Origin of the sequence: Flavobacterium sp. FlaQc-28 (assembly GCF_044007415.1) — a bacterium.
Taxonomy (GTDB): Bacteria; Bacteroidota; Bacteroidia; order Flavobacteriales; family Flavobacteriaceae; genus Flavobacterium.
This window is the reverse complement of the sequence record NZ_JBIPCM010000006.1, coordinates 17,665-38,522: the sequence shown is the minus strand read 5'-3', so window position 1 is coordinate 38,522 and position 20,858 is coordinate 17,665. Positions and strand designations below refer to the sequence as shown.

23 protein-coding genes and 1 tRNA gene are annotated in these 20,858 nt (G+C 33.0%); 9 read left to right on the top strand and 15 right to left on the bottom strand.

Features of this window, described 5'->3' with window-relative positions; genetic code table 11:
• Nucleotides 1-100: 100 nt before the first annotated feature.
• On the top strand, nucleotides 101-619 hold the full coding sequence (locus ACHRVL_RS15750) for a hypothetical protein (protein ID WP_089053087.1): 519 nt from the start codon (nucleotides 101-103) through the stop codon (nucleotides 617-619).
• Between the two features lie 104 nt (nucleotides 620-723).
• Here ACHRVL_RS15750 and ACHRVL_RS15745 read toward each other — a convergent pair whose 3' ends face one another.
• The 11 genes from ACHRVL_RS15745 to hisS all read right to left on the bottom strand — a co-directional run bounded on the left by ACHRVL_RS15745 (nucleotide 724) and on the right by hisS (nucleotide 10,777).
• Nucleotides 724-1,251, bottom strand: a complete 528-nt coding sequence (locus ACHRVL_RS15745; protein WP_395414261.1) for a GNAT family N-acetyltransferase — start codon at nucleotides 1,249-1,251, stop codon at nucleotides 724-726.
• Nucleotides 1,252-1,257: 6 nt separating this feature from the next.
• Nucleotides 1,258-2,061 carry a Cof-type HAD-IIB family hydrolase gene (locus ACHRVL_RS15740; RefSeq protein WP_395414259.1) on the bottom strand — a complete coding sequence of 268 codons (804 nt, stop codon included), beginning with the start codon at nucleotides 2,059-2,061 and terminating at the stop codon, nucleotides 1,258-1,260.
• A 78-nt stretch (nucleotides 2,062-2,139) separates the two neighbouring features.
• Nucleotides 2,140-2,358, bottom strand: coding sequence for a putative signal transducing protein (locus tag ACHRVL_RS15735; protein WP_089052884.1), 219 nt, complete (start codon nucleotides 2,356-2,358; stop codon nucleotides 2,140-2,142).
• A 27-nt stretch (nucleotides 2,359-2,385) separates the two neighbouring features.
• Nucleotides 2,386-3,051: a DEAD/DEAH box helicase gene (locus ACHRVL_RS15730; RefSeq protein WP_089052883.1), complete on the bottom strand. Its 666-nt coding sequence runs from the start codon at nucleotides 3,049-3,051 to the stop codon at nucleotides 2,386-2,388.
• A 100-nt stretch (nucleotides 3,052-3,151) separates the two neighbouring features.
• Nucleotides 3,152-4,315: a sigma-54-dependent transcriptional regulator gene (locus ACHRVL_RS15725; protein ID WP_395414256.1), complete on the bottom strand. Its 1,164-nt coding sequence runs from the start codon at nucleotides 4,313-4,315 to the stop codon at nucleotides 3,152-3,154.
• A 108-nt stretch (nucleotides 4,316-4,423) separates the two neighbouring features.
• A complete protein-coding gene (locus ACHRVL_RS15720; protein WP_395414254.1) occupies nucleotides 4,424-5,740 on the bottom strand; it encodes an ABC transporter permease in 1,317 nt (438 codons plus the stop codon).
• 72 nt (nucleotides 5,741-5,812) lie between these two features.
• Nucleotides 5,813-6,757, bottom strand: coding sequence for an ABC transporter ATP-binding protein (locus ACHRVL_RS15715; RefSeq protein WP_395414252.1), 945 nt, complete (start codon nucleotides 6,755-6,757; stop codon nucleotides 5,813-5,815).
• A 161-nt stretch (nucleotides 6,758-6,918) separates the two neighbouring features.
• Nucleotides 6,919-8,028 (bottom strand): molecular chaperone DnaJ, encoded by a 1,110-nt coding sequence (dnaJ, locus tag ACHRVL_RS15710; protein ID WP_089052880.1) that lies wholly within the window; start codon nucleotides 8,026-8,028, stop codon nucleotides 6,919-6,921.
• Nucleotides 8,029-8,096: 68 nt separating this feature from the next.
• A complete protein-coding gene (locus ACHRVL_RS15705; protein ID WP_089052879.1) occupies nucleotides 8,097-8,675 on the bottom strand; it encodes a nucleotide exchange factor GrpE in 579 nt (192 codons plus the stop codon).
• Nucleotides 8,676-9,128: 453 nt separating this feature from the next.
• A tRNA-Trp gene (locus ACHRVL_RS15700) sits at nucleotides 9,129-9,199 on the bottom strand.
• A gap of 150 nt (nucleotides 9,200-9,349) precedes the next feature.
• On the bottom strand, nucleotides 9,350-10,777 hold the full coding sequence (gene hisS, locus ACHRVL_RS15695) for a histidine--tRNA ligase (RefSeq protein ID WP_395414250.1): 1,428 nt from the start codon (nucleotides 10,775-10,777) through the stop codon (nucleotides 9,350-9,352).
• Nucleotides 10,778-11,024: 247 nt separating this feature from the next.
• On the opposite strand from hisS, the gene ACHRVL_RS15690 reads away from it, so the two are divergent.
• Nucleotides 11,025-12,269, top strand: a complete 1,245-nt coding sequence (locus tag ACHRVL_RS15690) for an ABC transporter permease (protein ID WP_370432648.1) — start codon at nucleotides 11,025-11,027, stop codon at nucleotides 12,267-12,269.
• A 60-nt stretch (nucleotides 12,270-12,329) separates the two neighbouring features.
• Here the strand turns inward: ACHRVL_RS15690 and prmC are convergent, their stop codons facing one another.
• The 3 genes from prmC to ACHRVL_RS15675 are packed head-to-tail and all read right to left on the bottom strand — an operon-like array spanning nucleotide 12,330 to nucleotide 14,514.
• Nucleotides 12,330-13,184 (bottom strand): peptide chain release factor N(5)-glutamine methyltransferase, encoded by an 855-nt coding sequence (gene prmC, locus ACHRVL_RS15685; RefSeq protein WP_395414247.1) that lies wholly within the window; start codon nucleotides 13,182-13,184, stop codon nucleotides 12,330-12,332.
• Between the two features lie 33 nt (nucleotides 13,185-13,217).
• Nucleotides 13,218-14,024: a hypothetical protein gene (locus ACHRVL_RS15680; RefSeq protein ID WP_395414245.1), complete on the bottom strand. Its 807-nt coding sequence runs from the start codon at nucleotides 14,022-14,024 to the stop codon at nucleotides 13,218-13,220.
• A gap of 4 nt (nucleotides 14,025-14,028) precedes the next feature.
• The gene (locus ACHRVL_RS15675; protein ID WP_395414243.1) at nucleotides 14,029-14,514 is read right to left on the bottom strand and encodes a GNAT family N-acetyltransferase; all 486 of its coding nucleotides are present in this window, start codon (nucleotides 14,512-14,514) and stop codon (nucleotides 14,029-14,031) included.
• A 108-nt stretch (nucleotides 14,515-14,622) separates the two neighbouring features.
• Between ACHRVL_RS15675 and ribD the strand changes: the two genes are divergently transcribed.
• From ribD to ACHRVL_RS15660, 3 genes are all read left to right on the top strand, one after another.
• Nucleotides 14,623-15,672 (top strand): bifunctional diaminohydroxyphosphoribosylaminopyrimidine deaminase/5-amino-6-(5-phosphoribosylamino)uracil reductase RibD, encoded by a 1,050-nt coding sequence (gene ribD, locus ACHRVL_RS15670; RefSeq protein WP_395414241.1) that lies wholly within the window; start codon nucleotides 14,623-14,625, stop codon nucleotides 15,670-15,672.
• Nucleotides 15,665-16,267, top strand: coding sequence for an HAD-IA family hydrolase (locus ACHRVL_RS15665; protein WP_395414238.1), 603 nt, complete (start codon nucleotides 15,665-15,667; stop codon nucleotides 16,265-16,267). Before ribD ends, ACHRVL_RS15665 begins: the two co-directional genes overlap by 8 nt.
• Nucleotides 16,268-16,385: 118 nt before the next feature.
• A complete protein-coding gene (locus tag ACHRVL_RS15660; RefSeq protein WP_395414236.1) occupies nucleotides 16,386-17,018 on the top strand; it encodes an IMPACT family protein in 633 nt (210 codons plus the stop codon).
• 31 nt (nucleotides 17,019-17,049) lie between these two features.
• On the opposite strand, the gene ACHRVL_RS15655 is transcribed toward ACHRVL_RS15660, so the two are convergent.
• Complete coding sequence (locus ACHRVL_RS15655; RefSeq protein WP_089052871.1) at nucleotides 17,050-17,454, bottom strand: thioesterase family protein; 405 nt, start codon at nucleotides 17,452-17,454, stop codon at nucleotides 17,050-17,052.
• Nucleotides 17,455-17,642: 188 nt separating this feature from the next.
• On the opposite strand from ACHRVL_RS15655, the gene dnaA reads away from it, so the two are divergent.
• From dnaA to ACHRVL_RS15635, 4 genes are all read left to right on the top strand, one after another.
• Nucleotides 17,643-19,070 (top strand): chromosomal replication initiator protein DnaA, encoded by a 1,428-nt coding sequence (dnaA, locus tag ACHRVL_RS15650; protein ID WP_065451227.1) that lies wholly within the window; start codon nucleotides 17,643-17,645, stop codon nucleotides 19,068-19,070.
• Between the two features lie 9 nt (nucleotides 19,071-19,079).
• Complete coding sequence (locus tag ACHRVL_RS15645) at nucleotides 19,080-19,547, top strand: low molecular weight protein-tyrosine-phosphatase (RefSeq protein WP_395414234.1); 468 nt, start codon at nucleotides 19,080-19,082, stop codon at nucleotides 19,545-19,547.
• Between the two features lie 72 nt (nucleotides 19,548-19,619).
• The gene (locus ACHRVL_RS15640; RefSeq protein ID WP_395414232.1) at nucleotides 19,620-20,333 is read left to right on the top strand and encodes an SAM-dependent methyltransferase; all 714 of its coding nucleotides are present in this window, start codon (nucleotides 19,620-19,622) and stop codon (nucleotides 20,331-20,333) included.
• A 17-nt stretch (nucleotides 20,334-20,350) separates the two neighbouring features.
• Nucleotides 20,351-20,851, top strand: a complete 501-nt coding sequence (locus ACHRVL_RS15635) for an energy transducer TonB (protein WP_395414230.1) — start codon at nucleotides 20,351-20,353, stop codon at nucleotides 20,849-20,851.
• The last annotated feature ends 7 nt before the right edge of the window (nucleotides 20,852-20,858 follow it).

The window sequence follows — 20,858 nt, the reverse complement described above, 5'->3', positions numbered from 1 at the left end:
TTTGAAATTCAATCGTTATGTTGTTGCTTTGTTATTAAAAAGCATGGGAACGCCGAAAACCAGAAAGAGTAGGCAAAAATTAAAAATTAAAAATTCCATTATGAAAGCATTTTTACCCACAATCTGCTTAATGTTCTTAACCATTTTTAGTTCGCAGGCGCAAACTAATACTCCTGCTGCAAATCCATTTCCGTCTATCAGTACCTTAACAACTTGGGCGAGCTTAAATTCGCAGTCTCAATTTGATATTGCCATTCGTGCTGTTGGATTTAAATTTGAAGTAAAAGAACCAGGCGAAGGATCTACGGCTTATACTTATATTCGTAAAGTTACTGTAAACGAAGTAAACTATACTGATAGAATTGTTTACAGAATTACAAACAATAACTCAGCAAGTATTATTTCATTAGTAACTGCTTCTACAGATTTAGTGAGTTTGTATACGCCGCAATTAGCTACTTTTAAAAATAACAATTGTAAAACTGAAATGTCTAAAGACAAAAACACTACTTGCAGCTGTTATGAAAGCGCTAATTTTGCAATCGATCTTTGCGACGAACGTGTTAAATTGACAATGGGTGACGGAAATAAATATTTTGTTTCTGTAGCTAAAAAATAAAATACTTTTCAGGTATTTACAAAAACTTCGAGCTGTATTCCAAATCTTTGCAAATCTTAAAAAAGACTGAGATTACAAAGATTTGGGACGCATTTCTTAGGACATTATAAGTTTGGATTTTTTAACTCATACCAAACTTGAAATTCTTCCTCATACTCAAAAGAGTTTACATAACGTAACCCTAATTTCTCTAGTATTTTTCTTGAGTTATCATTGCCGGCATCTGCATAGGCACAAACAGCATCAGCTTTTAAATTATTAAAAGCATAATCTACAAAAGCTTTTCCTGCTTCAGTTGCATATCCTTTTCCCCAATGTTTTTCTATAAAGCGATAACCAATTTCATAAAAATTTTTATGGTTGTTGATTTCATTGGTAATAAATTTTATTCCTGACCAGCCAATAAATTCATTTGTTTCTTTAAGAATTACAGCCCAGCGTCCGGTTCCAAAATCTTTGTATTGCTGCTGAAGATTTTCAATGTATGCTGCACTCTGTTCAATGGTAGTAACAGGTTTCTTTCCAATATAAATATGAACATTCGGATTAGAATCTAATTCGAACATTCCATCAACGTCTGAAATAATTACTTCACGTAATAGTAAACGTTCTGTCTCGATTAGGTCTTTCATCAGAAATTAATTCAGAATATATTTTTGTACTACTTCGGCAACGCCGTTATTATTATTTGAAGCAACAATTAAATCTGCTCTATCACGCAATTCAGGCGTCACATTATCCACCCAAACTCCCAATCCAGCATACTCAATCATAGTCAAATCATTTCCTGCGTTTCCAACAGCGATAATTTCGCTTTGATGAATATTAAGCTTTTCGGCTAAAAGCTTTAAACTAGCCGCTTTATCAATTCCTTGCTGTGCCGCTTCTAAGAAAAATGGTTTTGACATAGAAACACTCAAATGCGGCATTGTTTTAATTAAATCATTCTCTACAGATTTTAAATAGGCAGGGTTTTCCAGCAAAATACATTTTACAGCTGGTCGATCGATGTAATCTTTAAAACTTGCCACTTTGCGATGCGCCATTCCAGTAATTTCTTTCTCAACTTCAATGTATTCAGAATCAGTTTCACTTATAATTTCATCATCCAAATAGGTTATGATATGCGTTTTTGTTTTCACGCTGTAATCATACAATTCGTGAATTTGCTTAACAGTTAATTTCTGTTCAAATAAAATTTGATCATCTTTTGCCTGACTTATTATAGCACCATTAAATGAAATGATATAGGAATCATTCAAATCTAATTCTAATTCCTTAGCATAAGCGGTCATTGCCGAAGTTGGTCTTCCAGAAGCCAAAACTACATAAACTCCCTTTTCCTGTGCCTCAAGAAGCACTTTTTTATTTAAATCAGATATTTTGTGGTCGTCTGTCAACAAAGTATCATCCATGTCGAGAACTAACATTTTGTATTGCATGCTTTTTAAGTTTTCAGTTTCTTGTATTCATTCTGCCTTACTAAAACTGTTCATTTCAGACTGAATACTGATAACTTTTTAAATACTCATTCTGAAATTTTCGATAACTGGATTTGCTTTTGCAAAATCTGTTTCTTGAATAAAAATTTCAACAGCCAGATCTGTGCGAGGAAAACCTCCTAAACGAGACGATTGAATATTATCTTTTTTAACTGTTTCTACTCCTGCTTCCTCTAATCTTTCCTGCAAAGCAATTGCTAATACTTCACTTCCTGAATACACTTTCATTAATCCCATGACACTTTATTTTTTTCTAATTTTTGACTATTCTTCCTCTTCAATATCTTCTTCGTCCTCATCCAATTCCTCTTCACCTTCTTCATCCATATCGAAAAAATAAGGCTCTAACAACATTTTATCTGTCAGGATCTCGATACGTTCTGTCAAAGTTTCAGCAAAAACGATACGTTGTGTTTTTGCAATACTGTTTGAAATACGCATTATTTTAGTTTCATGACGCAATTTCAAAATAGGATCAGCATCATCTAAAATAAACATTTTTAAACGGTTTACATTATAACCAGCCGTCGAAAACATATCACTCAATTTATTTGGTGTCCCAATCAAAACATCAATCCCTGTAGAAACATAATTTTTATCGTAATCCATGTCGCCTTTATCGTGTACACCGTAAACCTCAAGATTAGTATATTTTCCATACTTTTCAAAAAGTTCTTCCATTGCAAGCACCTTTTCTTTATCTTCAACGATAATCAAAGCACGAGGCGATTCTTCAGTTTTTCCTGCCAATTGCTGAATAACATTCAATACAATCGTAGTTGTTTTACCACTTCCTTCCGGAGAAACAATCAAACAATCGGCACCACTTTTTATAGTCGAAAAAGTTTCTTGCTGTAAAGCATTTGCTTCTGTTAAACCATTTTCAATTAGGGCGTCTTGTAATTTCTCGTTTATTTTTTTTAGTTTCATTTTTTTATGCTTTAAGCTTTAAGCTATACGCCGTAAGCAAAAATTATTTATAATTTTAACAGCCTAAAGCTTAAAGCTTATAGCCTATTGCGCGAAGCATCTATTTGCTTGCAAACATTTTCACATCAGTTTCAGAGATTTCACTTCCTCCTAAAATAATCAATCTCTCGACTACATTTCGAAGTTCACGAATATTCCCTGTCCAATCGTATTCTTGCAATAATTTTATAGCTTGCGCCGAAAATCCTTTGACAGCATTTCCTTGCTCTGAAGCAATTTTTTCTGCAAAATGCTTTATCAAAGCCGGAATATCGTCACGTCTTTCATTCAATGGCGGCACTTTAATTAAAATAACTGCCAAACGATGGTATAAATCTTCACGGAAACGACCCTCAGCAATTTCTGTTTTTAAATCTTTGTTGGTTGCGGCAACGACACGAACATCTACTTTAATGTCCTTTTCTGCACCCACTCTAGTAATCATATTTTCCTGAAGTGCGCGCAAAACTTTAGCTTGCGCCGAAAGACTCATATCTCCAATTTCATCTAAGAAAATAGTTCCTTTATCAGCAGCTTCAAACTTTCCTGCACGATCTTTAACTGCCGATGTAAAAGCACCTTTTACGTGTCCGAACAATTCACTTTCGATTAATTCACTCGGAATTGCAGCACAGTTAACTTCGATTAAAGGGTAATTAGAGCGCTCACTTTTTTCATGTAATTGATGCGCAACTAATTCCTTACCTGTTCCGTTTGGACCTGTAATTAAAACTCTGGCTTCTGTTGGAGCTACTTTATCAATCATCACTTTAATATGATTAATTGATTCGCTCTCGCCTATCATTTCATAATTTTTGCTGACTTTCTTCTTTAGAATTTTATTTTCAACAACTAATTGTTTTTTATCTAAAGCATTACGAACGGTATTCAGTAAACGATTCAAATCCGGCGGTTTTGAGATATAATCAAAAGCTCCTAAACGCATGGTATGAATTGCTGTTTCCATATCGCCATGACCAGAGATCATAACCATCGGAATTTCTGGTTTTATTTTTTTTGCTTCTTCTAAAACCTCAACACCATCCATTTTTGGCATTTTGATATCGCACAAAACCAAATCGTAATCGTTGTTTTTTATTTTTTCAAGACCTGCAGCACCATCTTCTGCTTCATCTACCTTATAGGAATCATTTTCTTCTGATAATATTTTTACCAAAACTCTTCTGATCGCTGCTTCGTCTTCGATAATTAGTATTTTACTCATTTTTTTAAGGTTCTGAGGTTCTAAGATACTAAGGTTCTAAGGTTTTTCTACAAGAAGCTAAAAAAATATTCGCATCTTAGAACCTCAGTACCTTAGCAACTTTAAAAATTAATATTTAAGCCACTTATACAATTCCTTCCAAGTTGGTTTTTTGCCGTACATTAAAATACCTACGCGATAAATTTTTGCGGCGAACCAAACGACAAGGAAAAAGGTAGCAAACAATAATGATACCGAAATTGCTATTTGCCACCACGGCACGCCAAACGGAATACGCATAAGCATAACTATTGGCGATGTAAGCGGAATCATTGAAAATGCAACTGCAACTGTCCCGTGAGGATCATTTACAACTGTAAAAAATCCGATATAGACACTCAAAATAAGAGGCATTAAAATTGGCAGTAAAAACTGTTGAGAATCTGTTTGATTGTCAACCGCTGCACCAATTGCCGCATAAAATGAACTGTACAGAAAATAACCTCCAATAAAATAAACTATAAATCCAATTATAATACTCGCAATTGGCAGATTCCATAATTCAGCAATATACATTTGTGCTGAACCAGAAAGTTGATGCTGTGCTGATTGCATTAATTCTGGCGAAATTCTAGCCGTTGGACCAACGTTAACTCCAAAAAATGTCGAAGCAGCAAACATTAATCCCAAACCAATAATCGCCCAAATCATAAACTGTAAAATTCCAGCTAATGAAGTTCCAACAATTTTACCAATCATTAACTGAAATGGTTTTACTGATGAAATAATGATTTCGATAATTCGATTGGTTTTTTCTTCGATTACACTTCGCATTACCATATTTCCGTAAATGATAATAAACATCATAATCAAATAACCAAAAGCGCCTCCAATTGCAATTTTTATTTCGTTCAAGCCTTTTAAACTTTCTTCTCCAGATGCTTTTATCAAATGGATATTGACATCTGATTGTGCTTTTTGAATTGCTAAAGTGTCTAATTTTGCTTTTTCTAGATTTAGTTTCGTTATTTTATTGCCAATGATATCTTGTGTGTTTTCTACAAATGAAATACTTGGACTATTATTTGAAATAAATTCAATTTTACTTTCTAAATCTTTAATCTCAGCCGTTTTTGGAATAACGATTAAACCGTTGAAATTTTCTTTTGTAATACTGTCTTTTAAAGCTTTTACCTCAATTTCAGATAAATTAAAGTATTTAAATTCGGCTCCTTTTTTATTCTCTTTTAAAAAATCAGCGGCAAAAAGTCCAGTTTCGTCATGAATTGCGATACGCTTTGTTTCTGCTTTCATTGAACTTAAATAGCCAATAAATACAGCTATCGCCACAAACAAAAGCGGACTCAAAAAAGTCATGACAACAAAAGATTTATTACGAACTTTTGCAATGAATTCTCTTTTTATAATCAACGAGATGATACTCATAAATGTTTTTTAATTTTTAAATCTAAAATTCCAAATCCTAACTTTTTCTGTCTCAAATTTGGAATTTGAAATTTAATTATTGGAGTTTAGTTTTTTATTTTCAGTAACGGTTTGAATAAAAATATCGTTTACGCTTGGAATTTTTTCTACAAAGTGTGTTACTTGTCCGCGTTGTGTCAGCACGTTCAATAATTCATTCGGAGCTGTATTTCCTATTTGAATATTTAATTTCAAATCGTCATTCAAAGATTTAAAACTCGCTGGCGAAACAGTAAACTTTTGTGTAATATCGTACATCAAACCTTCAACATTGTCAGTCAAAATTCCAACTTCAAAACTATTGGTTTTAAACTGACGTTTTACGTCGTTTACTTTTCCTTCGATCAATTTATTCGATTTATGAATTAAAGCTATATGATCACAAAGCTCTTCAACACTTTCCATTCTATGGGTCGAAAAAATAATAGTGGCTCCTTCTTCTTTCAGAGCCAAAATCTCGTCCTTAATAATATTGGCATTTACAGGATCAAACCCTGAAAAAGGCTCATCAAAAATCAGCAGTTTCGGCTTATGCAATACACAAACCACAAACTGAATTTTTTGCGCCATTCCTTTAGATAATTCTTGAATTTTCTTATTCCACCAGCCTTGAATACCTAAGCGATCAAACCAAAACTCAAGCTGTTGCTTTGCCTCAGCTTTAGAAAGCCCTTTCATTTGTGCCAGATACAAACACTGCTCTCCTACTTTCATCGAACTGTACAAACCTCTTTCTTCTGGAAGATATCCAATTGTTTGAACGTGTTTTGGCTGTAATTTTTCACCATCTAATATTACTTCGCCGCTGTCTGGCATTGTAATTTGATTGATGATTCTGATAAGAGAAGTTTTTCCAGCTCCATTAGGTCCTAAAAGTCCATATATACTGCCTTTTGGCACATTTAATGAAACTTCGTTAAGCGCTACATAATCGCCATATTGTTTTACGACTTTATGTACTTCGAGTAAGTTGCTCATTTTATTTTTTAGGTTTTCTTTCAGTGGCTTTTTTATTTTTGCCAACAGTCTGTAAAAGTAAATAATTCACACGGAATCTACATTATAATACGCAAAAAACCCATTCTATTTATGTTTAGAATGGGTTTTGATTTTATGTACATCTTCAAAAAAAGTGCGGTTTATGAAAACATATCTTTTACTTTCTCGAAAAATGATTTCTCTGATTTTTCCGGGCTTGGTACAAAATGTTCATCGTTTAAAGCTTTCTCAAAGAATTGTTTTTGCTCTTTATTTAATGTTTTTGGAGTCCAAACGTTTACGTGAACTAGTAAATCACCACTTCCGTAACCGTTTATACTTGGAATTCCTTTTCCTTTTAATCTTAAGATTTTTCCAGACTGAATTCCTTCTTCCAGTTTAATACGCACTTTTCCGTTAATTGCTTCGATATCTTTTGAAGCTCCTAAAACAGCTTCTGGAAAACTAATGTATAAGTCGTAATGAATGTTCTCGCCTTCGCGTTTCAAGAATTCATGCTCTAACTCTTCAATGGCAACGATTAAATCTCCCGGAATACTATTTCCTGGCGCATCATTTCCTTTGTTAGAAACTTTCAACTGCATTCCGTCAACAACACCAGCTGGAATTTTGATAGAAACTGTTTCGTCTTCTACCACCATTCCTTGTGCATCTGCTTCAGAAGGTTTTTTATCTAAAATTTGACCAGAACCTCCACAAGTAGGACAAGTTGATGCTGACTGCATTCTTCCTAAAATGGTATTTGTAACACGCATTACCTGCCCTTGACCATTACAAGTAGTACAAGTTTTATACGTTACACCTTTGGCTTGAACTTTACGTTTTACTTTTACTTTTTTCTCAACACCATTTGCAATCTCTTCTAAAGTTAGTTTCACTTTAATTCGAAGATTACTTCCTTTAGCACGACGAGGACCACCGCCTCCGCCTCCGAAACCGCCAAATCCACCACCAAAAATATCACCAAACTGGCTGAAAATGTCATCCATATTCATACCGCCGTGACCACCGCCAAATCCGCCAGAACCATCAAAAGCTTGATGTCCGTATTGGTCGTATTTTGCTTTTTTGTTAGGATCGCTTAATACTTCATAAGCTTCTGCCGCTAATTTAAAGTTTTCTTCTGCCTCTTTGTCGCCTGGATTTTTATCCGGGTGATATTTCAACGCACTTTTTCTGTACGCTTTTTTTATTTCGGCAGCATCAGCACTCTTAGAAATGCCTAGTATTTCGTAAAAATCTTTTTTCATAATTAGGTTAAATTCCAAATTTTAAAATACCAAATACTAAAAATGTATTTGAAATTTTTATTTGCATTTTAGTTTCCAACAACAACTTTAGGAAAACGAATAATCTTATCTCCTAATTTGTATCCTTTTTCAATAACATCAACAATTTTTCCTTTTAATTTATCTGAAGGAGCTGGAATTTGAGTAATTGCTTCAGCAATATCTGCATTAAAAGCATCACCTGCTTTAATCTCAACCTGCTCTAAACCTTTAGAAATCAAAGTGTTTTTCAATTTTTCATGAATTAACTCAACTCCTTTTTTCAAATTTTCATCGTCAGATTTATTGATCTCTACAGTTGCTCTGTCAAAATCATCTAAAACAGGAAGCATTGCCTGCAAAACGTCTTGATTTGCCGTTTTGAATAAATCGATGCGCTCCTTTGAAGTTCTTTTTTTGTAATTTTCAAATTCGGCAAATAATCTCAAAAACTTATCTTTTTCTTTTGCCAAGTCTTGAGCCAATTGCTCTTCAACACTTAATTCTTCAACAATTAACTGCTCACCGTTGGCATTGTTCTCTAACGTTACATCATCTAATTCCTGATCGAATTCTGTATTTTCCGTAGTCATATTACTTTTATTTTTAAAAATATTTTTAAACTTCATTTTTTATTCTTTCTGTTGGATTGCAAAAGTACTGCCAAATCTTATAAAATGTCAAATTGTCACTTTATTAGTTATGAGAGTTTTAAAAACCGTATCTCGAAATTAAAATTTAGTATAATTTTAAGACTATTACGTTTTAGTTTATGCTAAATTTGAGTTCAAAATTGGAAACTAAATTATTACCTATCAAAATTGAATTTAAGGGTTGGCTTCGGCCTCATAAATAATTATTAATTCAAGTTTACCTTATATTAAAAAAAGCTTCGCCTTATAGTAGAGACGAAGCTTTTTTTTATGCTTTTTGAGAAAAATTTGCCGCAAAGAACGCTAAGATTTTTACTCTTAACTTCAAAAAAAAAGTTCTCAAAGCTTCGTATTGATTTAGCTTTGCGAACTTTTTTTTTGATAGTATCTTAGATAAAATCCTTGCGTCTTTTGCGAAAAAAAACATTGCACGGGCGGAGGGATTCGAACCCCCATCAACGGTTTTGGAGACCGCTATTCTACCCTTGAACTACGCCCGTAACTTAAGGTCGGCAAATTAAAAGTTTTTTTTCTTTACCAGCAACTATTTTACGAAGAGATTTAAAAAGAAATTCCTTTTAATCCCAGCAATATAGAGCAAAACCCTCGCAAAACGACACATAACACTCTGTGCTCTTTACGGTTAAGTATTAACTCAGCAAAGCATTTTTTAATCCTTCAAAATCTACAGAAATCTGCTCTCCTGTCACTAAATTTTTAAGTGCGTAAGAATTTGAAGCGATTTCTTGATCTCCTGCAATTACAGCAAATGGAATCAAACGTTTATCAGCGTATTGAAACTGCTTGCCCACTTTCACATTGTCAGGGTATAATTCTACTTTTATATTTTCTTTTCTTAATTTTTGAATGGCTTTTGAAGCATACAAAGCCTCATTATCTCCATAATTGATAAACAATGCTTTTGAAGTCGCCGCAACGGTTTCAGGAAATAACTGCAGTTCTTCTAAAACCAAATAAATTCTATCTAAACCAAAAGAAATTCCAACACCACTCATGTTTTTTAATCCAAAAATACCCGTCAAATCGTCGTATCTTCCGCCGCCGCCAATAGAACCCATTGAAACAGTTTTTGGTGCTGCAACTTCAAAAATAGCTCCGGTATAATAATTTAAACCGCGGGCAAGTGTCACATCAAGATCTAAAATTGCGGTAGACAAACCTAAAGTTGCCACATTGTCACAAATAAATTTAAGTTCTTCAACTCCTTTTGTTCCTTCTTCAGATGACGCTAATAATTCTGAAAGTTGTTTAATTTTATCTGCAAATGTTCCTGTAAAGCTAAAAAGAGGTTGTACTTTTACCAATGCTTCTTCAGAAATACCTTTCTCAATCATTTCTTTCTTTACACCGTCTTCGCCAATTTTGTCTAGTTTATCAAGAGCAACTGTAAAATCTATCAATTTATCTGAAGCCCCAATAACCTCAGCAATTCCAGATAATATTTTTCTGTTATTAATTTTAATAGTTACACCTTCTAATCCTAAAGAAGTAAAAACGGTATCATATAATTGAACCAATTCTACTTCCTGCCAAAGTGACTTTGAGCCAACAACATCGGCATCACATTGATAGAATTCTCTGTAACGTCCTCTTTGCGGACGATCAGCTCTCCAAACGGGTTGAATTTGATATCTTTTAAAAGGAAATTCAATTTCATTTTGGTGCTGTACAACGTATCTTGCAAATGGAACTGTTAAATCGTAACGAAGTGCTTTTTCAGAAATTTTTCCTGTAAATTTATTCAGCTCGATTCTTTGATTAAGATCGATAGTTTCTGCTGAATTAACTTGAAGTGACGCTATAGATTCTGGTAATTCAATTTTATTTTTATTGAAGAAAAAGTTTCCTGAATTCAATATTTTAAAAATCAAACGATCCCCTTCTTCTCCATATTTTCCCATTAAGGTATCTGAATTTTCGAACGAAGGTGTTTCAATGGGCTGAAAACCAAATTTTTCAAAATTATTTTTTATCGTCTGAATTATATATTGACGTTTTGACACCTCTGCAGGCGAAAAATCTCTTGTTCCTTGTGGAATACTTGGTTTTGAAGCCATCTTTTTTATTTTAGATTGTAGATTTTAGATTTTAGATTTTAGACTTCTTTGAGAACTAAAATTATAAACCTTTAAAATTAATTTATTTCTAGATTTTTTTTAGATTGTTGGCTCTTTAGTCTTTCGACTTTATGACTTTCCAACTTTCGACTTAATTAAGTTTGCAAATATCTTACTTTTTAAAATAAATAATACGTGTTCGAAAACAAACTTGTAACAAAAACCGTATTTTCGTGACAAATTGGTCATGATGCTAAAATTATTTAAAGAAAATATCCGAATTGCTTTTGGTTCTATCAAAACACAATTATTGCGAACCATTCTTACTGTATTAATTATTGCTATCGGAATCACGGCATTGGTTGGAATTCTTACTGTTGTAACTGCACTCGAGAATACTGTTTCGACCAATTTTGCTTCAATGGGCGCTAACACATTCAATATCAAACAGTATGCAAATACGGTTCGAAATCGCGGCGGAAACGAACGTGAAGTTATTAATCCAATTATTTCTTATCCAGAAGCTGTTGCCTTCAAAAACAAATACAAATATCCTTTTACCGAAACTTCTCTTTCATTTACTGCCACATCAAAAGCAGAGGTAAAATTTCAGGATACTAAAACTGATCCTGAAATTTCGATCATTGGAGTCGATGAACATTATATTTCTAATTCTGGTTTAGAAACGACTTTAGGCAGATCTTTTAATCAATTTGACATTGATAATAATACTTACACCTGTATTGTTGGTTCTGATTTTGAAAAAGGTTTACTGAAAGATGTTAACCCAATTGACAAAGTTATTTCAATTCGAGGCGCTCGTTTTAAGGTAATTGGAGTTTTAAAAGAAAAAGGATCTACTTTTGGAAACAGTCAGGATTTACGCGTTTTAATTCCTATTCAGGTGGCGCGATCCTTATTTACCGCTCCCAATATCAATTATACAATGAGTGTAATGGTTTCTAAAAAAGAGCTTCTAGATCAAGCTGTTGATGATGCAACAAGTGTTATGCGCAGAGTTCGCAAATTAAGCCCGGTTAAAGATAATAATTTCGGAATCGGTCGAAGCGATGATTTAATTAATCGAATTCTTGGAATCACCAAATATTTAGGATGGGCTTCGTGGATTATAAGCATCATCACTATTCTAGGTTCATCAATTGCTTTGATGAATATTATGATTGTTTCGGTAACGGAACGTACGCGTGAAATTGGGGTTAGAAAAGCGCTGGGTGCAACAAAAGTTACTATTTCGGTTCAATTTTTTATCGAAACCTTATTAATAGGACAAATTGGCGGTTTAGTTGGTATTGTATTAGGAATCTTGGTAGGTTTTGCTTTTGCTGCCGCAATGAGTTTTGCATTTGTGATTCCGTGGATGGCAATTTTTGCAGCATTTGCAACCAGTTTTATGGTTGCCATTGTTTCTGGATTATATCCCGCAATCAAAGCTTCGCAGCTAGATCCAATTGAGGCACTTCGATACGAATAATTTTTAGTACCAAGTGTTCAATTCAATGAAGATTCATTAGAATATTCTATTACTGAACACTTAAATATTGCCTTTAATCATTCGATTATTATCATAAATATCTTTTCGCAATTCGATACTTTTAAAATTCATTTCCTCCAGTAAGTCCGCCATTTCTTTTCCAAGATATTGGTTAATTTCAAAATACAGCTGACCATTTTCTAAAAGATTCTTTTTTGCTAAATCAGCAATTTTTCTATAAAAAATCAACGCATCGTTATCCTCAACAAAAAGCGCCAAATGCGGCTCATAATCCAGAACATTTTTCTTGATTTCTTCTTTTTCTAAATTACGCACGTAAGGCGGATTGGAAACAATTATATCATAATTTGATTTCAAAATTTCTAATTCCAGAACATTCTTAAGCATAAAAATTATTTCAACTTTATTGCTTATTGCATTTCTCTTTGCTGTTTCAAGTGCTTTTTTCGAAACATCGATCGCGTAAACTTCTGCATTTGGTAAATTTTTGGCCAGTGAAATAGCAATACACCCGCTTCCTGTACCTATATCTAGAATTTTAATTTTCTTCTTTTTATCAATCGCTTTATTCTCGTTGATAACCCATTCGACCAACTCTTCGGTTTCTGGTCTTGGAATCAGTACATTTTCGTTTACTTCAAACTCTAAACCGTAAAAATGCGTTTTCCCGAGTAAATATTGAATTGGAACTTCTTTTTTCAATTCTTCCAATATTGAATTCCATACTATAAAATCAGCTTCACTAAAAGTCAAATCATGATTTAATGCTAAATCTATTTGTCTTAATTTATGTTTGTCTTCTAAAATCAAATAGAAAAAACTCTCCGCTTCGTATGCATCATAAAAAGGCGATAATTCTTTTATAAATTGAGTCCGGTATTGTTTAATTTTCATTTTTATATATCTCTTATTAGATAATCTTTTTAATTAGCAGTCAAACTGCACTGCTATTTCTGAAACTTTCTTCACTGAATCTCCCTTTTCAGCTTTTGAAGAAAGGAACAAAATTACTCGTTCTTCTTCGTAATTTCTATTTGCCCCAAAAACAAAATCAAGTTTTCCATCTCCGTCAATATCTCCTGCAAAAAGCAATTCTACAAAAGTGTCGTTAAACGACATTTCGGTCAACAGCAGTTTTTCTGGATTATTACCAACGGTTAAATACAGTTTATAATCTTCTACTTTCTTAAAAATCTCTATTTTATCATCGTCAGTACTCACTTGTTCCTCCGAAAGAACTTTTCCTTCTCCACGTAAAGTGTAATTAAGATTCCCAAAAATAAAACTCAACTTTTCTTTTGGCCAGATTTTATCCTCTTCAATTTTTATTGATTTTACTTTCCCTGTTTTCAATTCAGGATAATCCATCAATAGCAAAACTTTCTTTTTAGGCAAAATTGAAAGAAGAGAATCACCTGAACATTCGCTGTATCCTTTTTCAATTTTAAAATTAGATTTCCCTAAAAAATACTCGTCATTTTCCTGATACAACTCAATCCATTTATCATTTAAAGCTGTTACAGGGTTTTGATTGTCATAAGTTCGGTAGTTTTGTGGTATCAGAATATTAAACTCATTTTTAAATTCTTCTTCTGATGCTGTAATTTTACTTTCGGCAGTTGTAATTACGGAGTCTTTTGCAATTACGGTATTCTTTACCGACTTTGCTTCTTTAGTATCTTTACAAGAAAATAAAATTGAAATCAAAAGAAAACCAAAAACACTTTTTTTCATAAACTTATAATTTTTTCAACATCCATACAGGGCAAGAATCGTGCCCAGTAGACCCCAATGGAGCATCTAAATATTCGAAACCTGATTTTTTATATAATTTTTGAGCGGCGTGCATAAAAGGCATTGTTTCGATATAACATTTTTCAAAGCCAAAATTTCTTGCCTGCTCTAAACATTTCTCCATCATTATACTTCCTATTCCTAAACCGCGCGTTTCAGGCAAAAAATACATCTTTTGCAATTCACAAATCTTTGGATCGCTATTTTCTAATGGAGCAATTCCCGCACAACCTAAAATTTCACCATCGTTTTCAACTACAAAATAAACCGAATTTGGTTTACTGTATTCTTCAAACATTAAATCCAAATAGGGATCTTCGTATGCGGTACCCACTTTTGGAATTTCCATTTCATCAAAAACAGATCTTATTAATTTCGCAACCGACTGATTGTCTTTGTTTTCAATTTTTCTTATAATCCAATTATTCATTTTCCTTATATTATTCAATCTTATTGTAAATGTAAAATAGTTTTTTTGATCCCTAATCGAATCCAAACCATTATTGAGACTAAACTCAAAAATAACTACTTTTGCAGGGTGAATATACATGAAAAATACATAAGACGCTGCATTGAACTAGCCAAAAATGGCTTCGGAACAACGTATCCAAACCCAATGGTTGGAAGTGTAATTGTTTATAATAATACAATTATTGGAGAAGGCTGGCACAAAAAAGCCGGTGAACCACATGCCGAAGTAAATGCAGTACGTTCTGTAAAAGACAAATCGCTTTTAAAAAAAGCTACAATTTATGTTAGCTTAGAACCTTGCAGTCATTTTGGAAAAACACCTCCATGCTGTGATTTAATTATTGAAAATAAAATTCCGAATGTTGTTGTAGGAACTGTTGATCCAAATGAAAAAGTAGCCGGAAACGGAATCAGAAAACTTGTTGAAGCCGGTGCCAATGTTGTAGTGGGTATTTTAGAAGACGAATGCAATGAACTCAACAAACGCTTTTTTACTTTTCATCAAAAAAAGAGACCTTATATTATACTAAAATGGGCCGAAAGTCTGGACGGTTATCTAGCTCCTGAAAAAGAAACTAATCAGGAACGCAGACCAGTTTGGATTACAAATACATTTTCTCGTCAATTAGTTCACAAATGGCGCAGCGAAGAGCAGGCAATTTTAGTTGGCACACAAACCGTTATTGATGATAATCCTAAATTAAATGTTAGAGATTGGTTCGGAAACAATCCTGTTCGTGTGGTTTTAGATCAAAACAACCGAATTTCAAAAGACAGTTTTGTTTTTGATGGCAGTGTAAAAACAATTATTTTCACAAAATCAGATAACACTATTTCTACTGAAAATATACTTTTTGAAAAGATTGAGTTTAATAAAAATACGATTGAGAATGTTTTAACGGTTTTGTATCAACATCAAATTCAATCTGTAATTATTGAAGGCGGAAAACAAACACTGCAATCCTTTATTGATAAAAACATTTGGGACGAAGCTCGAGTTTTTATTGGAAAGAATACATTTGAAAAAGGCACAAAAGCACCAGAACTCAAAAAGAAGAATGAAGCGAAAACTTATATTCAGAACAACGAATTAATATATATAAGAAATCATGATTGATACTATAATTTTTGACTTTGGTGATATTTTTATCAATCTAGACAAACAAGGAACTATTTCGGGATTACAGAAATTAGGATTAAAAGAATGGAATGCTGATCTTGATCGTTTAAATCTATTATTTGAAACTGGAGATATTTCGTATGACGATTTTGTAGCTGGTTTTCAAAAACAGCTTCCAAATGCAAGCATTGAAGAAATTCTCGAAGCTTGGAATGCTGTTTTGGCTGATTTTCCTTCTTATCGATTAGACTTTCTAAAAGAGCTTTCAAAAAAGTATCGCTTGTTTTTGTTAAGTAATACTGATTCTATTCATATTGCGACTTTCGAGAAAAAAAGCGGCGTACCATTTTATACTGATTTTTACAATTGTTTTGAAAAAGTACATTTTTCATTCGAGATTAGAAAGCGAAAACCAAATGCAAATTCATTTCAGCATTTAATTGACGAGCATAATTTAATTCCTGAACAAACGTTATTTGTTGATGACAAAAAAGAAAATACCGACGCTGCAGCTATATTAGGTCTTCATGTTTGGAATTTGCAAGTTGGCCAAGAAGATGTTGTTGATTTATTTAACAAAGGAATATTATAAAAATATTTAGTCACTCCCGATAGCTATCGGGATACACAGATTAGAAGGATTTTTTCTATTTGAAGAAATCTGTGAGAATCCTTTTAATATGTGACTAAAAAAAATTAGAATTTTAATTTTGGAATACAGCGATACTTATCAAACCATTGCCTCAGAATCTGAAGAAGTGCTTTTTAAAGAAAAAGGCAGCAAATTCTTTGGATATGCTTTTCCTATAGAAAATGAGGAGGAGGTAAAACCAATAATTGAGAATTTAAGAAAACTTCATCCACACGCTGTACATTACTGCTATGCGTATCAATTGGGTACAGCTCCAAAAATTTCCTACCGAGCAAATGATGATGGCGAACCAAGCAATACAGCCGGAGCACCAATTTATGGACAAATACAATCTTTTGGCGTAACAAACGTTCTTATAGTTGTGGTTCGTATTTTTGGAGGTACCAAATTAGGTGTCGGCGGTTTAATAGCTGCTTATCGAACAACGGCGCAAATGACATTAGAAGTTTGCGAAATTATTGAAAAAACAATTGACGTTCATTTTTTAATTTCGTTCGATTATAAAAACATGAACAAAGTAATGCGAGTTATAAAGGAAAGAAAACTTGAAATTACCTCTCAAGAAATGGAAATGGATAAAGATTCTGGACTTCCAATTGGCAAAATAATCACAAAAACGCGAAAAAAAAATGCCGAATCAGTATTCGACATTTTTGATTTAATGTTTGAAATCGATATTAAAATTATATAAATTAACATTAAAACACATCTCATTTTAACAATTATTCAAGTGTTTTAAATAATTCTAAAATGTAATTTGGAGGCGCAGTTGGGCGACCCGATTTTAACGAAATAAATACTAAAATAAACACTGCTGTTGTTAATAACTCATTTGACTCATTATAAATTGCGCAGTCGAATTCAATCTTAACAGAAGACTGACTTTTGAAGGTGGTATGAATTGTTAAAAGCTCATCATAGCGCGCAGATTTTTTGTAATTAATCTGCATCGAAACAATTGGCAGTCCAATTCCGCTTTCTTCCATGCTGGCATACGAAATCCCTTTGTTTCTAAGCCATTCGACGCGTCCAATTTCAAAATAAGGCACATAATTCCCGTGATAAACGACCCCCATTTGGTCAGTTTCGGAGTAACGAACACGCACTTGCGTTTGATGATTTTTCATTATTTACAGATTAAAAAAAAATTAACTTTCAAAAACGTCCTTACAACATTTTTTTATAAAATTAGACCCCAAAATATTTTTTTTTACAGAAATTTGTTCACATATTTGTTATCCCGAAATACGGAATAAAATTGCTCCTTTTTTATTAGGAGAATCTTTATCAATAATAAAAAAACTTATCTGAATCTATGACTAAAACTGCTCAATCGGTATGGGAAAACTGTTTGTCCTTTATAAAAGACAATATTCAAGATCAAGCTTATAAAACTTGGTTCGAGCCAATCAAATCAGTTGAGCTAACCGACAACGCATTATATATTCAGGTACCAAGTAAATTTTTCTACGAATGGCTCGAAGAGCACTACGTAAAATTATTGAAAGTTGCGCTTACCAAAGAACTAGGAAAAAACGCAAAGTTACTCTATAAAATTAAAATGGAGAACACTTATGGAAATAAACAGCCGTTTACCGAGCAGCTGCCAAGTTCCAACAGAGTGCCAATGAAACCACAAGAGGTTGATGCTCCGTTTAAAAACTTAAATCCAGAGCTTAAAAATCCTTTTGTAATTCCTGGAATTAGAAATTTAAAAATTGAATCTCAATTAAATCCTAATTACAGCTTTGATAATTTCCTTGAAGGAGACTCAAACCGTTTAGCTCGTTCTGCAGGTATGGCCGTGGCCAACAAACCTGGAGGGACTTCATTTAATCCGTTATTGATTTTTGGAGGGGTTGGTTTAGGAAAAACGCACTTAGCACATGCTATAGGTGTAGAAGTAAAAGATAAATATCCAGAAAAAACGGTTTTATATATTTCTGCTGAGATTTTCACGCAACAATATATTGATTCGGTTAAAAAGAATAATCGTAATGATTTTATTCACTTTTACCAATTAATCGATGTTTTGATTATTGACGATGTTCAATTTTTATCAGGAAAATCAGGAACTCAGGATGTGTTTTTCCATATTTTCAACTATTTGCATCAAAACGGAAAACAGGTAATTTTAACTTCGGATAAAGCTCCTGTTGACATGCAGGATATTGAACAGCGTTTATTATCTCGTTTTAAATGGGGATTATCTGCAGAATTGCATCAGCCTGATTACGAAACTCGTATCTCAATCTTAAAAAACATTTTATATCGTGATGGAGTTGAAATGCCGGAAGATATTATAGAATATGTTGCTCGCAACATTAAATCTAATGTTAGAGAATTAGAAGGTGCAATCATTTCGTTAATTGCTCAATCTTCTTTCAATAAAAAAGAAGTTACTATTGAACTGGCAAAAAGTGTTGTAGAGAAATTCGTTAAAAACGTTAAGAGAGAAATCTCTATCGATTATATTCAAAAAATTGTATCTGACTATTTTCAACTTGACATTGAAACGCTTCAATCTAAAACACGAAAGAGGCACGTTGTTCAAGCGAGGCAGCTGGCTATGTTTTTTGCAAAAAAATTCACCAAAGCTTCTTTGGCAAATATCGGCTCACAAATTGGAGACCGCGATCACGCCACTGTTTTACACGCCTGCAAGACTGTTGACAACTTAGTTTCTACAGACAAACAATTCAAAAAATTTGTCGAAGACATCAACAAAAAACTAACGCTATAAACGCGAATCATGCCAGTAAAAATTTTAATGGTTTGTTTAGGAAATATTTGCAGATCTCCTTTAGCTGAAGGAATATTAGCTTCAAAATTACCTAATGATAAATTCATCGTTGATTCTGCTGGAACAGGATCATGGCATATAGGTCACGCGCCAGACAAACGTTCTATTGCTGTAGCTAAAAAAAACGGCTTATGTATTGACAATCAAAAAGGAAGACAATTTAAAACTTCTGATTTTGACGAATTCGATTACATCTATGTAATGGATAATTCCAATTTACGTGATGTCCTTCATCTTGCCAAAACTCCCGAACACAAAAACAAAGTTCATCTCATTCTGAATGAATTATTTCCAGATGAAAATGTAGATGTTCCAGATCCTTATTTCGGAGCTGTAAACGGATTTGATAATGTTTATCAAATGTTGGACGAAGCATCTGAAATAATTGCCCAAAAACTTATCAAAAAACATTCATAATTTAATTTGTATTTTAGTTATTCATAAATAATTAAAATACATTTTTTGTTTTAAACTATAAAATATCACAAAATGAAACTTCTAGGAAAACTATATTTAATTCCAACTACAATGGGCGAAAGCGATCCGATGGATGTTTTGCCGCAAACCGTTAGAAGAAGTATCGAACTTATAGATCACTATATTGTCGAAAATGACAAAACTGCAAGAAAATCAATAAAAGCGGTTTATCCTGAAAAAAAACAATCAGAATTGGTTCTTTTCACTCTTAATAAACGCACAGAACCAAGTGAACATTTAGATTTTATCAAACCTTTATTAGAAGGAAAAAATATGGGATTAATGAGTGAAGCCGGCTGTCCTGGCGTTGCTGATCCCGGTGCTGTTATTGTAAAATTGGCGCATGAAAAAGGAATCCAGGTGGTACCTTTAGTCGGCCCCTCTTCTATCCTATTAGCCATGATGGCTTCTGGAATGAATGGCCAAAGCTTTACTTTCAACGGTTATTTACCAATTGATAAAGACGAGAAAAAATCGGCATTGAGACATTTTGAGAAATTATCTCATGATAAAAACCAATCACAGATTTTTATTGAAACGCCATATCGAAATAATAAATTGGTTGAAGATATTTTGCAGATTGTAAATCCGTCAACACATTTATGTATCGCAACTGACATTACATTACCAACAGAATTTATTAAAACAATGCGTATTTCTGATTGGAAAAAATTGAAAGTGGATTTGCACAATCGCCCTACTATTTTTATTATTCATAAAATGTAAATTTAAAAGTTCTCGCAATGAAAAAGCTTTTAATCCTGATTTTGATTTGCGGTCTACAAACTGCGTTATCTCAAAACACTAAACAAGTTTCTAAAACAAAAACTTCAGAAACAAAAAATGCAGAACCAGACAGTATTAAAGACAAGAATCTTTATTTCGATTCGCATTTAATCATCGAAGAACCTATTCCAACGAATAGTGACAACAAAGTTTACAATACGGCAGAAATAGACATAAAACCAATTTTTCCGGGAGGATTTGAGAAATTTTATAAATTCGTAGAAAACAATTTTAAATATTCTGACGAAGGTGTTGACTTAAAAGGAAAAAAAATATACGCAAGATTTATAGTAGAGCAAGATGGCGCATTAACTGACATAAAAATCCTTAAAGATGCAGGCTATAACACAGGAATTGAAACAATTCGAGTTTTAAAAAAATGCCCAAAATGGTCTCCTGGAGAAAAAGACGGCAAAAAAGTTAGAGTTTTATATTCACTCCCAATAACTTTAAAATAGTTAAACT

Excerpts from the sequence above, each read along its gene's own strand:
- ACHRVL_RS15750 (WP_089053087.1), top strand. The coding sequence starts at position 101 with ATGAAAGCATTTTTACCCACAATCTGCTTAATGTTCTTAACCATTTTT.
- ACHRVL_RS15745 (WP_395414261.1), bottom strand. The coding sequence starts at position 1,251 with ATGAAAGACCTAATCGAGACAGAACGTTTACTATTACGTGAAGTAATT.
- ACHRVL_RS15740 (WP_395414259.1), bottom strand. The coding sequence starts at position 2,061 with ATGCAATACAAAATGTTAGTTCTCGACATGGATGATACTTTGTTGACA.
- ACHRVL_RS15735 (WP_089052884.1), bottom strand. The coding sequence starts at position 2,358 with ATGGGATTAATGAAAGTGTATTCAGGAAGTGAAGTATTAGCAATTGCT.
- ACHRVL_RS15730 (WP_089052883.1), bottom strand. The coding sequence starts at position 3,051 with ATGAAACTAAAAAAAATAAACGAGAAATTACAAGACGCCCTAATTGAA.
- ACHRVL_RS15725 (WP_395414256.1), bottom strand. The coding sequence starts at position 4,315 with ATGAGTAAAATACTAATTATCGAAGACGAAGCAGCGATCAGAAGAGTT.
- ACHRVL_RS15720 (WP_395414254.1), bottom strand. The coding sequence starts at position 5,740 with ATGAGTATCATCTCGTTGATTATAAAAAGAGAATTCATTGCAAAAGTT.
- ACHRVL_RS15715 (WP_395414252.1), bottom strand. The coding sequence starts at position 6,757 with ATGAGCAACTTACTCGAAGTACATAAAGTCGTAAAACAATATGGCGAT.
- dnaJ (WP_089052880.1), bottom strand. The coding sequence starts at position 8,028 with ATGAAAAAAGATTTTTACGAAATACTAGGCATTTCTAAGAGTGCTGAT.
- ACHRVL_RS15705 (WP_089052879.1), bottom strand. The coding sequence starts at position 8,675 with ATGAAGTTTAAAAATATTTTTAAAAATAAAAGTAATATGACTACGGAA.
- hisS (WP_395414250.1), bottom strand. The coding sequence starts at position 10,777 with ATGGCTTCAAAACCAAGTATTCCACAAGGAACAAGAGATTTTTCGCCT.
- ACHRVL_RS15690 (WP_370432648.1), top strand. The coding sequence starts at position 11,025 with ATGATGCTAAAATTATTTAAAGAAAATATCCGAATTGCTTTTGGTTCT.
- prmC (WP_395414247.1), bottom strand. The coding sequence starts at position 13,184 with ATGAAAATTAAACAATACCGGACTCAATTTATAAAAGAATTATCGCCT.
- ACHRVL_RS15680 (WP_395414245.1), bottom strand. The coding sequence starts at position 14,024 with ATGAAAAAAAGTGTTTTTGGTTTTCTTTTGATTTCAATTTTATTTTCT.
- ACHRVL_RS15675 (WP_395414243.1), bottom strand. The coding sequence starts at position 14,514 with ATGAATAATTGGATTATAAGAAAAATTGAAAACAAAGACAATCAGTCG.
- ACHRVL_RS15665 (WP_395414238.1), top strand. The coding sequence starts at position 15,665 with ATGATTGATACTATAATTTTTGACTTTGGTGATATTTTTATCAATCTA.
- ACHRVL_RS15655 (WP_089052871.1), bottom strand. The coding sequence starts at position 17,454 with ATGAAAAATCATCAAACGCAAGTGCGTGTTCGTTACTCCGAAACTGAC.
- dnaA (WP_065451227.1), top strand. The coding sequence starts at position 17,643 with ATGACTAAAACTGCTCAATCGGTATGGGAAAACTGTTTGTCCTTTATA.
- ACHRVL_RS15645 (WP_395414234.1), top strand. The coding sequence starts at position 19,080 with ATGCCAGTAAAAATTTTAATGGTTTGTTTAGGAAATATTTGCAGATCT.
- ACHRVL_RS15640 (WP_395414232.1), top strand. The coding sequence starts at position 19,620 with ATGAAACTTCTAGGAAAACTATATTTAATTCCAACTACAATGGGCGAA.
- ACHRVL_RS15635 (WP_395414230.1), top strand. The coding sequence starts at position 20,351 with ATGAAAAAGCTTTTAATCCTGATTTTGATTTGCGGTCTACAAACTGCG.